The sequence below is a fragment of the Roseovarius sp. A46 genome (assembly GCF_004126395.1).
In the GTDB taxonomy this organism is placed as follows: Bacteria; Pseudomonadota; Alphaproteobacteria; order Rhodobacterales; family Rhodobacteraceae; genus Roseovarius; species Roseovarius nitratireducens.
In genome coordinates this window covers 81,604-94,191 of sequence record NZ_PVWS01000012.1, presented here as the reverse complement: position 1 = coordinate 94,191, position 12,588 = coordinate 81,604, and the positions used below count along the sequence as shown (strand labels likewise).

Genomic DNA, 12,588 nt, shown 5'->3' with positions numbered 1-12,588 from the left:
AAGTCACCGTGAAGGGCCGCAGGCAGGCGGTCTGGGGCTGGCAGGCCTTCGTCAATGCCGACGAGGACGGGTTCGTGCGGCGCGTGAGCGTGAGCCCGGGCAACCGGGCCGAAGTGGACAGCCTGTGCGATCTGGTGGTCGGCGACGAGACCGCGCTCTATGCGGACAGCGCCTATATCGGGCCGCGCACCCGGGCGCTTCTGGCGCATCACGCGATGCGCGATCAGGTGCAGCGGCACGGGGTTCGCAGGCGCAAACTGACGCCACAGGAGCGTGCCCGGAACGTTGAAATCGGCGTCACACGCGGGCGGGTGGAGGCGATTTTTGGCCACTGGAAGCGGCACTGGAGCCTGCGCCGAACCCGGTTCCTGGGGGTGGTCAAAATGCAAGTCCTGACCCGTCTTGCGGCCATTGGCTGGAACCTGTGGAAAGGCGCAGGCTTCAAGGCGAGATACGGCTGATAACCCGGCTCCCTCACCAATCTCCCCTGCCAATCAAAGCCATCACCGAAGCGCGACATCAAAGTCAAAAGCACCCTAAACAACCAAATCCTATCTCACCGCTCAAACGAGGCGTTTCGCTGTGGTCTCTTACACGGAACTTGTGCCTTTTTGCGCTTCTGCGGAGAAAAGATCCGTAGTGACTTGGCGAAGTCGAGAAGTTGGGCAAATTGGAATATGCGCTCAGGGCAACGGGCGGGATTATTCCACTCGCCCTTCACGGCTGGACCTCACGCCGACTGCACTGTGCCGGTGGCGGCGCTCGACCTGAGCCAGATAACCCAAGCTAGAAACACGGGGCCAGACTCGCCAACGCGGTGGCGGTAAGAAAACTGACGAATGCGCTAGGCCGTGAAACCCACAAACTGGTCGACGCGCGTGACAAGGTTTAGGCCGCCCATCAACGCACAAAGGGTGTATAATTGGGTGGATACACAAAGCGCGCTTTGAAATTTATCAAGCGAAATCAAACGCTTGTTCGGTAAGTATGGTGCGGTCGAGAAGACTCGAACTTCCACGGGAGTTACCCCACAGCGACCTCAACGCTGCGCGTCTACCAATTCCGCCACGACCGCACGTGCCTGGTAGGCTGCGGGGCATATACGCAATGCTCATCCGGTTGTGAAGGGGCAAATCGCATCGCCCCGCCGGTTTTTCGACCCCCCTCGCCGGTGGCCGCCCGGGCTCAGTCCACGTCGAAGGTGGGCAGCGTCGAGGCGGGCTGCACGGCCTCGCCCTGCACGCCCGCATCGGCGCCGAACACCGCCTTGCGCAACAGCGCGTTGCGTCCCGGATCGCCTGGGGCAAAGACCGGCTCCGCCCCGTTCTCCACCGCCTCGACGGCCGCGGCGAACCACTCCTTGGCCAGCTCGGTGCGGCGCGCGGTGCCGAACCCCTCGTTGAGGTGATGGCCCATCAGCTCGCCGTAGGCGTCCTCGCCCAGCGCCGCGAGCAACAGGCCCGAGCCGAGCGCCACGTTCATGTTGTCGATGCGATACCCCACCGACAGGCAGATGCGCGCGGTTCCGGCCAGTTGCGCGGGCGACTGCCCGGTCTGGCGCACGAAGCCCCGCACCCCGTCGAGCACTGCGCTGCGCTTGTCGAGCGACAGCGCCGCCACGTGCTCGCGCATCGCCGGGCCAAAGGCACGGCACTGCTCCTCCAGCTTCTCGGGCGTGATCCCCTGCAGCGAGGCGGCCATGCTCTCGCCCTCGGCGATGGCATAGGTCCGCGCGATGCAGAACTGCTCGTTGAGGGCAAAGCGCGCATCCTGCATCGAGGCGGCGGTGACAAACCCGCCGTTCGAGCTGGTGACGAGGCTCACCTGGTTGCAATGCGATGCCAGCGACGGGCCGTCCCCGCCCGAGGCCATCAGGTTGGGCAGCGCGCCCCCGTCCGATTCCGAGCCGGAGGCCGAGCCCGCCTGCGTCTGCTCATCCTGCGGGGCCAGGGCCATCATCCCGCCCTGCCCCTGCTGCTGCATGCCCAGCGCCTCGTCACGATAGGCATGCAAAAGACCCCGCGTGCCCTGCCCGCTCTGCGCGGCAATCTGCGCCGTGGCCGCGCCGCCCGACTGCGCCCGGTAGTAGGACGAGATCAGGAACTGCCGTTCATAGTCCTGCAAATGCCCGCTGACCGGGTAGCCCATATGCGCCTGGAACTGCGAAATCGCGTTGCGCGTGTTGCGCCCGCGGATGCCATCGGGCGTACCCGCAGGAAAGCCGAAATAGTTGAGCGCGGTCTGCTCTTCGCGAACCTGCTGGCTAGAAACGGAGGGCGCGCGATAGACCCGCCTCGTCGTCGTCGTCGTCGTGCGCTTGCGCTCGCGCGCCTTGGCGCTCTCGTTGACTATGATACCGCTCACCGCGCCGCCCACGAGACCGCCCACGAGACCGTCGGCGAAATCCGCTGCCGCGCGGGTGCCCGGCATCGCCGCGACGCTGGCCGTCAGCGCCGCCATGATAATTGCTTTCGAACCCATCTCGCTTCTCCCTCATCAGGTACATCGGAACTGCACCGATCATAGCACAAGTCTCGGCACCTGCGCCGCACGAGTCACCCCTCGATGCGCGATTCGCCCCGCGCGCGGCGGCAATCCCCCCCCGGAGAGGCAGCATTCCGCCGGTTCCCGGGGCCAGCCGGAGGCCACCTCCGCCAGCGACGCCCCAAACCGCGCGAATCAGGCCCGCGCCGCGCCCCCGTGGCGTCGATGCCGCCGCAGCCACAGCGCCGCCGCGACCGCCAGCGCGACCACGCCAAACCCGGCCCAGCCGGTCCCGCCCATCACCATCCGGTGCACGATGCGCCCCGGCGCAAGGGTGAACATCCCCGCCACCACCAGTGCCAGGCTCAGTTGCGTCATCGACGCGCGATGCCTGCGCGTATCCCCTCGGATCGCCGCACGCACCCCCACGAAGAGCCCCGCCAGCGTGGCCACCGACAGCGCGTGGATTGGGCTGAACGGGCCCACCACGCCGAACTCCGTGATCGCAAAGGAGCTGAGCGCGGCCACCGCCATGCCAAGCACCCAGCCGTAACCCGTGACCTTGTGCAGCCGGTCGCGGCGCCGCCGCCACAGCGCAACCGGCGTCAGAAGAACCGCGACAACGGCCCCCGCCACGTGCACCTGTATCGCCAGCGGCGCGTTGAAAAGCGGATCGAAACTTGTCATGTCAAACCTCATGGATGTTGCGTGTGTCGCGTTGGCACGGGGCTGGCACGACGGGCCGCGCCGGGGCGAGGGCCGATACGCGAAACCGGGGGGGACATGCGTGAACAAAAGGCTGCTGCAATCCGCGAAGCGTGAATTGCACGCGATCCTCGCCAGCCGCCCGACGCTGGTCGCGATCCTCGCGGCGGGCACGGTGGCGGGGCTCGCCGGGCCGTTCGGCACGGTGGATATCCTGCCGCTCCTGCCCCGCCTGGCCTACTGGCTGGCGGTCTGCGCGCTGACCTACGTGACCGGCGCGGTGCTGGTGAACCTCGTCCTTGCACGGCTGACGGCGCGCGGCTGGCCCCGGCTGGCGGCGGCGCTGGCGGCAGCGGTGCCCGCGGGGCTGGTGATCGCGGCGCTTGTCTCGCTGGTCAACCTCGCCGTCTTCCCGCCGCCCTCACCTGCCGACCTCGCCACGCTGGCGCTCAACGGCATCGCCATCGCGCTGGTGATCACCCTCGCGCTGATGCTCGCACGCGGCGGCGACCCGCCCGCCGCGCCCGGCGCGGACGCCCCGCCACCGATCCTCGCGCGGCTGCCGCTCGACCGGCGCGGGCCGCTGGTCGCGCTCACGGTGCAGGATCACTATGTCGAGGTCACGACCACGCGCGGCCGTGACCTCTTGCTCATGCGCCTGTCCGACGCCATCGCCGAGACCGCACCCTCCCCCGGTCTCCAGGTGCACCGCTCGCACTGGATCGCCACCGATCAGGTGCGCGCCGCCCGGCGCGAAGGCCCGCGCGCGGTCTTGACGATGAGCACGGGACAGGACATTCCCGTAAGCCGGTCGCGCGTGGCGGCGGTGAAGGAGGCCGGGCTTCTGCCCGGGTAGGCACATGGTGGAGTGGATCAGGTCCGACCGTCCCGTCCCCTATCCCGAGGCCCTGGCCCGGATGGAGGCGCGCGCAGACGCCATTGCGCGCGGCGCGGCGGACGAGGCAATCTGGCTGCTCGAACATCCCCCCCTCTACACCGCCGGCACCTCCGCGCGCCCCGCCGACCTGGTAGACCCCGACCGCTTCCCCGTCTTCGAGGCCCGCCGCGGCGGGCAGTATACCTATCACGGCCCCGGTCAGCGCGTGGCCTACGTGATGCTCGACGTGGGCCGCCGCGGGCGCGATGTCCGCCGCTTCGTCGCCCAGCTCGAATCCTGGGTGATCGCCACGCTCGCGGAGTTCAACGTGACCGGCGAAATCCGCGAGGGCCGCGTCGGCGTCTGGGTCACGCGCCACGACAAGCCGCTCACCGCCGCGGGCACGCCGCCGGAGGACAAGATCGCCGCCATCGGCATCCGCCTGCGCAAATGGGTGAGCTTTCACGGCATCTCGATCAACGTCGAGCCGGACCTCGCGCATTTCTCCGGCATCGTGCCCTGCGGCATCTCCGAACATGGCGTCACCAGCCTCGTCGACCTCGGCCTGCCGGTGACGATGGGCGATCTCGACGCGGCCCTGGAACGCAGCTTCGAGTCCGCTTTTCCCCCGGACTGACAGCGGCCCGCGCTATTGCAATCCCACCGGGCGGAACAGGCTACGCCGCGCCCGGGCGTACTGATGATCGCGCAGGCCCTGCCCGCCGCCGCGCGCCGCCCGGCCCAGCGGCAGGCGCAGCCCGGCCGACAGGCTGTCATAGGCCCCCGCGCCGCGATAGCTGCCGATACTTTGGCCCCAGTCGAGATAGAGGCTCGCGCCGCGCCGTCCCACGGCAAGCTCCGCGCCGATCCCGCCGATCGCGCCATCGCTGTCCGCCGTGAGGCTCGCGCGCAGCACCAGCCGCTCACTGGTCCAATAGCCGGCCTCGGCCAGCCCGAAGACGCCCGCATCCTCGCGCCCCGCCACGTCGCCCGAAACCGCCTGCACCCCGCCTAGGAACCGCAGGTCCGCGCGCCCCGCCCGGCGCTCGTGCACATAGCCGACCTCGAGCCCGGTCTCGGCCACGCTGGCATGGATCACCCGCACGCCGATTCCGCCCCGCGCCGCGCGCGTGCCGCGCAGCCACAGCGCCTCGACCCCGATCTCGCCCTCGTCCATCGCGGCGTGCCCGCTGCTCTTGCCAAGATTGGTGCCGATATCGCGCAGCCCGCCAAACAGGGCATAACGATGCAGATCCCCCGCGAGCGCGCCCGGCAGCACAAAGGCTACGCCCAGCCGCAGGATGTCATCGTCCCGCGTGCCGTAGTTGACCTCGTCGCGCGCATGATAGGCTAGCCACAGATCAACCGTCACGCTATCCCCCGCCACTGCTCCACGCGGCGTGGCAACAACCAACACCAGCACCGCCATCACCGCCGACACTGCCAGCCGCAGCACCGACGCCTCCCGCGTCGCCTTCCCCATCTCCTGTCCCCCGAAGACCCCCGTTTGTTTGAAACGGAGCATAACTTCGCTCTTCTGACAACCCGCCTGCGCGACCGGCGCAGGGCTGCCCGCCGCGGCGATTTGACGGTTGCATGACCACCCGGCGCGGCTATGGTCGGGGTCGCAAACGCAACCCAACCGAGAGGTAGCCATGAAATCCGTTCTCACCGCATCCGCCGCGCTCGCCATCCTCGCCCTGCCCGCTTTCGCCGAAGGCGACGCTGCCAAGGGCGAGAAGGAATTCAACAAGTGCAAGGCCTGTCACATGATCGCCGACGGCGACGAAACCATCGTCCGCGGCGGTCGCGTCGGTCCTAACCTCCACGGCGTGATCGGCCGGGTGATGGGCAGCGTCGAGGATTACCGCTATTCCGACGGGCTTCAGGCCAAGGCCGAGGCGGGCGAGGTCTGGACCGAGGAAAACCTTGCCGAATTCGTCAAGGATCCCAACGAATTCCTCGGCGACCGCTCCAAGATGACGTTCAAGCTGCGCAAGGGCGGCGAGGACGTGGCCGCCTACCTCGCCACCTTCTCGGAGTAAGCATGGGCCACCGGCCCGGACACGACAGGCCGCGCGGCCCCCGCGCGGCCTTTTCACATCCGCCCGCTTCGCCCGTCATCCCCGGACGCGCCCGGCACCCTCCGTCCGCCTCGGCTTGACCCGGGGATATCCCCACACATCACGATTCCGGGCGTCTCGGGGCCGGCCGGCGCGGCGCGAGATTCTGGCTTGGAGCGGTCGTTGAATCATCCGGTGATGAGCCGCGCGAGCGCCAGCCCGCGGGATGGCGGTGCAACGGCTGGTCTATCGTGCTTTATTCCTGAGTTCCCGAGAGAGATGAAAGCTTTGCGCCAGCGTCACCCCATCGCCAGCCCGGGGGGCGGGCTGGCGCTCGCGCGGCGGCGTGCAAGCACGCCTTGTTCCGCGCGGGGCAGGAGGGGAATGGCAGTTGAACGCCAACAGCTCAGACACATGCACCCGCGGGCCCTTCCCCAACCGCGCGCCACCTGCTACCTGCCCTCATGCTCAGCTACCAGCACCATTACCACGCGGGCAATCCGGCGGATGTCCACAAGCACGCCGCACTCGCGTGGATGCTTGCCTACCTCACCCGCAAGGACAAGCCGCTCACCTATATCGAGACCCATGCCGGACGCGGTCTCTACGACCTCGCCGATCCGGCGGCGCAACGCACCGGCGAGGCGGCGCAGGGCATCGGGCGGCTCGAATCCGCGCTGCCCGCCGATCACCCCTACCGCCTGCGCCTGCACGAGACGCGGGCGCTGCACGGCGCCTCGGCCTATCCCGGCTCGCCGCTTCTCGCTGCTCTATCACTGCGCCCCGGCGACGCCCTGCACCTCGCCGAACTGCATCCCGGCGAGCACTCCCGCCTCAGCGCCGCACTTGCCCCCCACACCGCCCGCATCCGCCGCGAGGACGGCTTCGCGATGGCCCACGCGCTCTGCCCGCCGACGCCAAGGCGGGGGCTGCTGCTGTGCGATCCGAGCTACGAGGTAAAGGCCGATTACGACAGCATTCCCCGTCACTTCGCGCGGATCGCGCGGGCCTGGAACGTGGGCATCCTGGTGCTGTGGTATCCGATTCTCGCCAGCGCCGCGCATGGCCCGATGCTCACCGCGCTCACCGCCGCCTTTCCGGGTGGCCTGCGCCACGAAATCCGCTTCCCCCCGGTCCGCGAGGGCCACCGCATGACCGGCTCGGGCCTCTTCGTGGTCAACCCGCCCTACGGCCTGGCGGAAGAGACCGCGCGCCTCTCACAGCTCTTCGGCTGACCCGCTATCCCCCCGGGGGGGTGCGACAAGATTCTTTGATCTGCATCAAATTCGCACATTGCCCGCCCGCGCCCGACGCTCTAGAACCAAGACAATAACGGAGACGTGAGGCGAGGGTCCGCGTCCCCTGCGGTATTGTCAACAGGAGGCACCCAATGGCAGACGCAGCCATTCACGGCCACGAGCACGAGGATCAGCGCGGATTCTTCACCCGCTGGTTCATGTCCACCAACCACAAGGATATCGGCATCCTCTACCTGGTCACCTCGGCGGTGGTCGGGCTGATCTCGGTTCTGTTCACCGTCTACATGCGGATGGAACTGATGGAACCGGGCGTTCAGTACATGTGCCTCGAAGGCGCGCGCTTCTTCGCCTCCGATACCGCGAGCTGCACGCCCAACGGCCACCTGTGGAACGTGATGATCACCTATCACGGCGTGCTGATGATGTTCTTCGTGGTGATCCCGGCGCTGTTCGGCGGCTTCGGCAACTACTTCATGCCGCTGCAGATCGGCGCGCCTGACATGGCGTTCCCGCGGATGAACAACCTCAGTTTCTGGCTTTACGTCGCGGGCACCTCGCTGGGCGTCGCCTCGCTGCTGGCGCCGGGTGGCAACGGTCAGCTCGGCTCGGGCGTGGGCTGGGTGCTCTACCCGCCGCTCTCGACCAACGAGTCGGGCATGTCGATGGACCTCGCGATCTTCGCGGTCCACGTCTCGGGGGCATCCTCGATCCTCGGCGCGATCAACATGATCACCACCTTCCTCAACATGCGCGCCCCCGGCATGACGCTGTTCAAGGTGCCGCTGTTTAGCTGGTCGATCTTCGTCACCGCGTGGCTGATCCTCTTGTCGCTGCCGGTCCTGGCGGGCGCCATCACCATGCTGCTCACGGATCGCAATTTCGGCACCACCTTCTTCGACCCGGCGGGCGGCGGCGACCCGATCCTCTATCAGCACATCCTGTGGTTCTTCGGGCACCCCGAGGTCTACATCATCATCCTGCCGGGCTTCGGCATCATCAGCCATGTGATCGCCACCTTCGCGCGCAAGCCGGTATTCGGCTACCTGCCGATGGTCTGGGCGCTGATCGCCATCGGCTTCCTCGGCTTCATCGTCTGGGCGCACCACATGTACACCGTGGGCATGTCGCTGACACAGCAGAGCTACTTCATGCTCGCCACGATGGTCATCGCGGTGCCAACAGGGGTAAAGGTGTTTAGCTGGATCGCCACCATGTGGGGCGGCTCGGTGGAGTTCAAGACACCGATGCTCTGGGCCTTCGGCTTCCTGTTCCTGTTCACGGTGGGCGGCGTCACCGGCATCGTGCTCAGCCAGGCGGCGGTGGACCGCGCCTATCACGACACCTATTATGTGGTGGCGCATTTCCACTACGTGATGAGCCTCGGCGCGGTGTTCGCGATCTTCGCCGGCATCTACTTCTATTTCCCCAAGATGACCGGCCGCATGATCCCCGAATGGATGGGCAAGCTGCACTTCACCGCGATGTTCATCGGCTCCAACCTGACCTTCTTCCCGCAGCACTTCCTGGGTCGTCAGGGCATGCCGCGCCGCTACATCGACTACCCCGAGGCCTTCGCGGTCTGGAACTGGTGGTCCTCGGTGGGCGCGTTCATCTCGTTTGCCAGCTTCGTGTTCTTCTTCGGCGTGGTGTTCTACTCGCTCTTCCGCGGCGCCCGCGTGACCGAGGCGAACCCGTGGAACGAATACGCCGACACGCTGGAATGGACCCTGCCCTCGCCGCCGCCGGAGCATACGTTCGAAACGCTCCCCAAGCGCGAGGACTGGGACAAGCAGCCGGCGCACTGACCCCCGGCTGACAGGACAAGCAAAGGCCCCGGGGGCACCCCCGGGGCCTTTTGCCATCCGGCGGCAGGGCGGACATGGCCTTGAGAGGACCTTCCGGTCTTGGCCTACTTGCGCGGAATCAAGGCGCGGAACGCGCCGCCGCGCAGCGCCCGACCGCCCCCTCGGGCGGGCGCTCCTCGTCGTTGCAAGTAGCTGTGATTGCAGAAGCATCTTGCACCATAAATCGCGCCGCACAATCGGTGTTGCGCCCACCCGGCGGTCGGGCGCTGCGCGGCTCCTCAAGCGTTGTGCTGACCGTCCCCTCCAAACCAAAGCCTGCCCACCCCCCTGCCGCACCCCTCCCTCCATGCGTCGGATTCCCCCATTCCCCGCATCGTCCCCCCATGCTACCCAATCCGCACGAAACCACAGGGACCGCCCGCATGAGCCACGAAATCCGCCTCGCCTTCGAGCATCCGCAGGCCCGTGCCCGCGCCACCGCCCCCGATGGTCCGCTCGACCGCATCTCGGTGCGCGATCACATCGTCGCGGTCGAGATCGGCGCCTTCCAGGCCGAGCGCGGCACCACCCAGCGCATTGCCTTCAACGTTGTGGTCGAGGTGCGCCCGATGACCGGCGCGCTTGAGGATGACGTGGATCGCATCCTCTCCTACGACCGCGTGACCGAGGCGATCGAGGCGGCACTCGCCGAGGAACGCCTCAACCTGCTCGAAACCCTGGCCGAGCGCATCGCCGAGCGCATCCTGTGGGAGCCGCAGGCGGTGCGCTGCTTCGTCCGCATCGAAAAGCTCGACCGCGGCCCCGGCGCGCTCGGGGTCGAAATCGTGCGCTCGGTGGACGATGTCGCCACCCGGGCCCCGGTCGCGCCCGACACCGCGCCGCACCCGCATGTCGTCTACCTCACCAACGCGGCCATCACCTCGCCCAATCTCGGCCGCTGGCTCGACCAGCTTCAGGCCCGGGCCGAGCCGGTGATCCTCTGCGTCGGCGCCCCCGACACCCCGGCGCCCGACACCGGCCACCGCATGACCCAGCGCCGCGTGGACCTGCTGGCGCTGGAACAGAACGCCTGGGTGCTCGCCGGGCGCGACGACCGTTGCGTCGTCGTCGCCACCCGCACCGAACTCGACTGGGCGATGAAGCACGACCAGATCAGTGTCTGGGCACCGTCCAAGATCGTGCTCGACGCGGTGGACGGCCCCGCACCCTCGACCCACAACCCCGTCGATCTCGCCGCGTGGTTCGCGGGCCATATCGAGGCGTCAGACCTCCTGCTCATCGGCGCGACCCCGCCCGCCGCGTGCCGCGTGCCGGTGCTGATCCAGGACATCGCCCGCTCCGGCCTCTAGATGACCTATTATCGCCCCGTACCCCGCACCGATCACCACCACCACGCGCGCCCCGAGGGCGCGCTGCCGCTCGCGGGCGGCTGGTGCTGGTTCGACACCGTCGAGGTGCTCGCCCGCGACGCGACGCCCCGCCTCCTGCCCGCGCGCGACCTGCCCGCCGACGTCGCACATCGGCTCACCGCACCGCGCCCGCCGCTCTCGGGGATGGACATGGACGCGCCGCGCCTCATGGGCATCCTCAACATCACCCCCGACAGCTTCTCCGACGGCGGCCGGCACTTCGACCCCGCGACCGCGCTCGCCCATGCCCGCGCCATGGCGCAGGCCGGGGCCGACATCCTCGACGTGGGCGGCGAATCCACCCGCCCCGGTGCCGCACCCGTGCCGCTCGACGAAGAGATCGCCCGCACCGCGCCGGTGATCGCCGCCATCCGTGCCGAGATCGCCACCCCCATCTCCATCGACACCCGCAAGACGCCGGTGGCCGACGAAGCGTTCCGCGCGGGCGCAACCCTCGTCAACGACGTGTCGGGCTTCACGTTCGACGCCTCCCTCGCCCCCTTCGCCTCTGAGCACGCCCTGCCGGTCTGCATCATGCACGCCCAGGGCACCCCCGAGACCATGCAGCAGGACCCGCGCTACGCCGACGTGCTCCTCGATGTCTACGACTGGCTCGGGGCGCGCGTCGAGGCGCTCACGGCTCTAGGCATCCCGCGCGGGCGCATCGCCGTCGATCCCGGCATCGGCTTCGGCAAGACGCGCGACCACAACCTCCGCCTGCTGCAAGGTGTGTCGCTCTTTCACGGGCTCGGCTGTCCGGTTCTGCTCGGCGCGTCGCGCAAGCGTTTCATCGGCGACCTGACCGGCACGCCGGTCGCGTCCGACCGCGTGCCCGGCTCGCTCGCCATCGCGGTGATGGCCGCAAACCAGGGCGTGCAGATCCTGCGCGTGCACGACGTGGCCGAGACGCGCGCCGCGCTCGATGTGTGGGACGCGATCCGGTCTTGCTGAATCTCCACTTTGGATACCAATTCACCCCCGGATTTTCGCCAATTCTTTACAAAACCCTGCACCGCCGTGCGTTTGTCCCTGCGAACCTATCGGTTCGCGCGTTGAACCTTCAGGTTGGCCGCCCCGCGAACAGCCGCCGCAGCGCGCCCCATTGGCTGATCGCCACGCCCGCCAGGATCATCGCCATCGCCAGGAACAGCCGCGGCGGCACCGCCTCCGACAACAGCACCGCCCCGAGGATGACCGACCACACCGGCACCATGTAATTGACAAGGCCGAAGAATCCCGGCCCCGCCTCGCGCGTGACCTGCACCAGCAACAACTGCGCCACCCCCGTGGGCAGGATGCCGAGATAGATGAGCGCAAAAAACCCGTTCAAACTCATAGAGTTAGGAATGCCTTCCACGATCAGCGCCACCGGCACGATCATCCCCGCCGCCAGCGTCATCACCGCCGCCGCCAGCGACAACAGGTGCACGGGCGGGCACAGCCGCGTCAGGATCGAGCCCGTCGCATAGCACATCGCGGCCCCGAGGCAGGCCAGCCTTGCCAATGATTCCAGGTCCTTGCCCGTTGATGCAAAGGCCTCCGCCCCGATCAGCACCACCACCCCCGTGGTGCCCAGGACAAACCCCCCGGCCCGCCGCAGGTGCATCCGCTCACCGGGCACGAAAACATGCGCCAGCGGCAGGATCAGCAGCGGCACCGCTGCCATGCACACCCCGGCAAAGCCCGAGGCCACCGATTGCTGCGCCCAGCCCAGCAAGGAGAATGGAATAACGTTTGAAAACAAGGCCATGAAGACCGAAAAACGCCACACCTTGCGCCCCGGTCCCGGCTCCGTGGACGGCAGGCGCAGCCCGCGTATCCGCAGCAGCGACAGCAGAAACACCGCCCCCAGCGTGATCCGCACCGCCGCCACGGTGAACGGCCCCACGTCCCGCAGCGCCACCGAGATGAAGGTGAACGACGCCCCCCAGATCAGGCCCAGCGCCCCGATCCTCAGCCAGTTGATCGGCGCGATGTCCTGCAAGG

12 protein-coding genes and 1 tRNA gene are annotated in these 12,588 nt (G+C 68.1%); 8 read left to right on the top strand and 5 right to left on the bottom strand.

Annotated elements, in window-relative coordinates:
* Positions 1-461, top strand: a 461-nt coding sequence (locus C6W92_RS08500) for a transposase (protein ID WP_164989199.1), incomplete at its 5' end; no start/stop codon positions are given.
* A gap of 527 nt (positions 462-988) precedes the next feature.
* On the opposite strand, the gene C6W92_RS08495 is transcribed toward C6W92_RS08500, so the two are convergent.
* The 3 genes from C6W92_RS08495 to C6W92_RS08485 form a co-directional block, all read right to left on the bottom strand.
* Positions 989-1,075 (bottom strand) — tRNA-Leu (locus C6W92_RS08495).
* 110 nt (positions 1,076-1,185) lie between these two features.
* Positions 1,186-2,481, bottom strand: coding sequence for a peptidoglycan-binding domain-containing protein (locus C6W92_RS08490; protein ID WP_129432567.1), 1,296 nt, complete (start codon positions 2,479-2,481; stop codon positions 1,186-1,188).
* Positions 2,482-2,679: 198 nt separating this feature from the next.
* The gene (locus C6W92_RS08485; protein ID WP_129432566.1) at positions 2,680-3,171 is read right to left on the bottom strand and encodes a DUF2306 domain-containing protein; all 492 of its coding nucleotides are present in this window, start codon (positions 3,169-3,171) and stop codon (positions 2,680-2,682) included.
* Between the two features lie 100 nt (positions 3,172-3,271).
* Here C6W92_RS08485 and C6W92_RS08480 point away from each other — a divergent pair, with 100 nt between their 5' ends.
* A complete protein-coding gene (locus C6W92_RS08480; RefSeq protein WP_164989198.1) occupies positions 3,272-4,045 on the top strand; it encodes a LytTR family DNA-binding domain-containing protein in 774 nt (257 codons plus the stop codon).
* Between the two features lie 4 nt (positions 4,046-4,049).
* Positions 4,050-4,703: a lipoyl(octanoyl) transferase LipB gene (gene lipB / locus C6W92_RS08475; RefSeq protein WP_129432564.1), complete on the top strand. Its 654-nt coding sequence runs from the start codon at positions 4,050-4,052 to the stop codon at positions 4,701-4,703.
* 12 nt (positions 4,704-4,715) lie between these two features.
* On the opposite strand, the gene C6W92_RS08470 is transcribed toward lipB, so the two are convergent.
* Positions 4,716-5,549, bottom strand: coding sequence for a hypothetical protein (locus C6W92_RS08470; RefSeq protein ID WP_129432563.1), 834 nt, complete (start codon positions 5,547-5,549; stop codon positions 4,716-4,718).
* A gap of 172 nt (positions 5,550-5,721) precedes the next feature.
* Between C6W92_RS08470 and C6W92_RS08465 the strand changes: the two genes are divergently transcribed.
* The 5 genes from C6W92_RS08465 (at position 5,722) to folP (ending at position 11,553) form a co-directional block, all read left to right on the top strand.
* Positions 5,722-6,111 (top strand): c-type cytochrome, encoded by a 390-nt coding sequence (locus tag C6W92_RS08465; protein ID WP_129432562.1) that lies wholly within the window; start codon positions 5,722-5,724, stop codon positions 6,109-6,111.
* Between the two features lie 482 nt (positions 6,112-6,593).
* Positions 6,594-7,364, top strand: coding sequence for a 23S rRNA (adenine(2030)-N(6))-methyltransferase RlmJ (gene rlmJ / locus C6W92_RS08460; protein ID WP_129432561.1), 771 nt, complete (start codon positions 6,594-6,596; stop codon positions 7,362-7,364).
* Positions 7,365-7,519: 155 nt separating this feature from the next.
* Positions 7,520-9,193, top strand: a complete 1,674-nt coding sequence (gene ctaD, locus C6W92_RS08455) for a cytochrome c oxidase subunit I (RefSeq protein ID WP_104017613.1) — start codon at positions 7,520-7,522, stop codon at positions 9,191-9,193.
* A gap of 422 nt (positions 9,194-9,615) precedes the next feature.
* The gene (locus C6W92_RS08450) at positions 9,616-10,542 is read left to right on the top strand and encodes a dihydroneopterin aldolase (protein ID WP_129432560.1); all 927 of its coding nucleotides are present in this window, start codon (positions 9,616-9,618) and stop codon (positions 10,540-10,542) included.
* Positions 10,543-11,553, top strand: a complete 1,011-nt coding sequence (gene folP, locus C6W92_RS08445) for a dihydropteroate synthase (protein ID WP_129432559.1) — start codon at positions 10,543-10,545, stop codon at positions 11,551-11,553.
* A 109-nt stretch (positions 11,554-11,662) separates the two neighbouring features.
* On the opposite strand, the gene C6W92_RS08440 is transcribed toward folP, so the two are convergent.
* Complete coding sequence (locus tag C6W92_RS08440; RefSeq protein ID WP_129432558.1) at positions 11,663-12,586, bottom strand: DMT family transporter; 924 nt, start codon at positions 12,584-12,586, stop codon at positions 11,663-11,665.
* Positions 12,587-12,588 lie beyond the last annotated feature (2 nt).

Bases quoted from the DNA above. Each gene is read 5' to 3' on its own strand.
- C6W92_RS08490 (WP_129432567.1), bottom strand. From the start codon at position 2,481: ATGGGTTCGAAAGCAATTATCATGGCGGCGCTGACGGCCAGCGTCGCG.
- C6W92_RS08485 (WP_129432566.1), bottom strand. From the start codon at position 3,171: ATGACAAGTTTCGATCCGCTTTTCAACGCGCCGCTGGCGATACAGGTG.
- lipB (WP_129432564.1), top strand. From the start codon at position 4,050: ATGGTGGAGTGGATCAGGTCCGACCGTCCCGTCCCCTATCCCGAGGCC.
- C6W92_RS08470 (WP_129432563.1), bottom strand. From the start codon at position 5,549: ATGGGGAAGGCGACGCGGGAGGCGTCGGTGCTGCGGCTGGCAGTGTCG.
- C6W92_RS08465 (WP_129432562.1), top strand. From the start codon at position 5,722: ATGAAATCCGTTCTCACCGCATCCGCCGCGCTCGCCATCCTCGCCCTG.
- rlmJ (WP_129432561.1), top strand. From the start codon at position 6,594: ATGCTCAGCTACCAGCACCATTACCACGCGGGCAATCCGGCGGATGTC.
- ctaD (WP_104017613.1), top strand. From the start codon at position 7,520: ATGGCAGACGCAGCCATTCACGGCCACGAGCACGAGGATCAGCGCGGA.
- C6W92_RS08450 (WP_129432560.1), top strand. From the start codon at position 9,616: ATGAGCCACGAAATCCGCCTCGCCTTCGAGCATCCGCAGGCCCGTGCC.
- folP (WP_129432559.1), top strand. From the start codon at position 10,543: ATGACCTATTATCGCCCCGTACCCCGCACCGATCACCACCACCACGCG.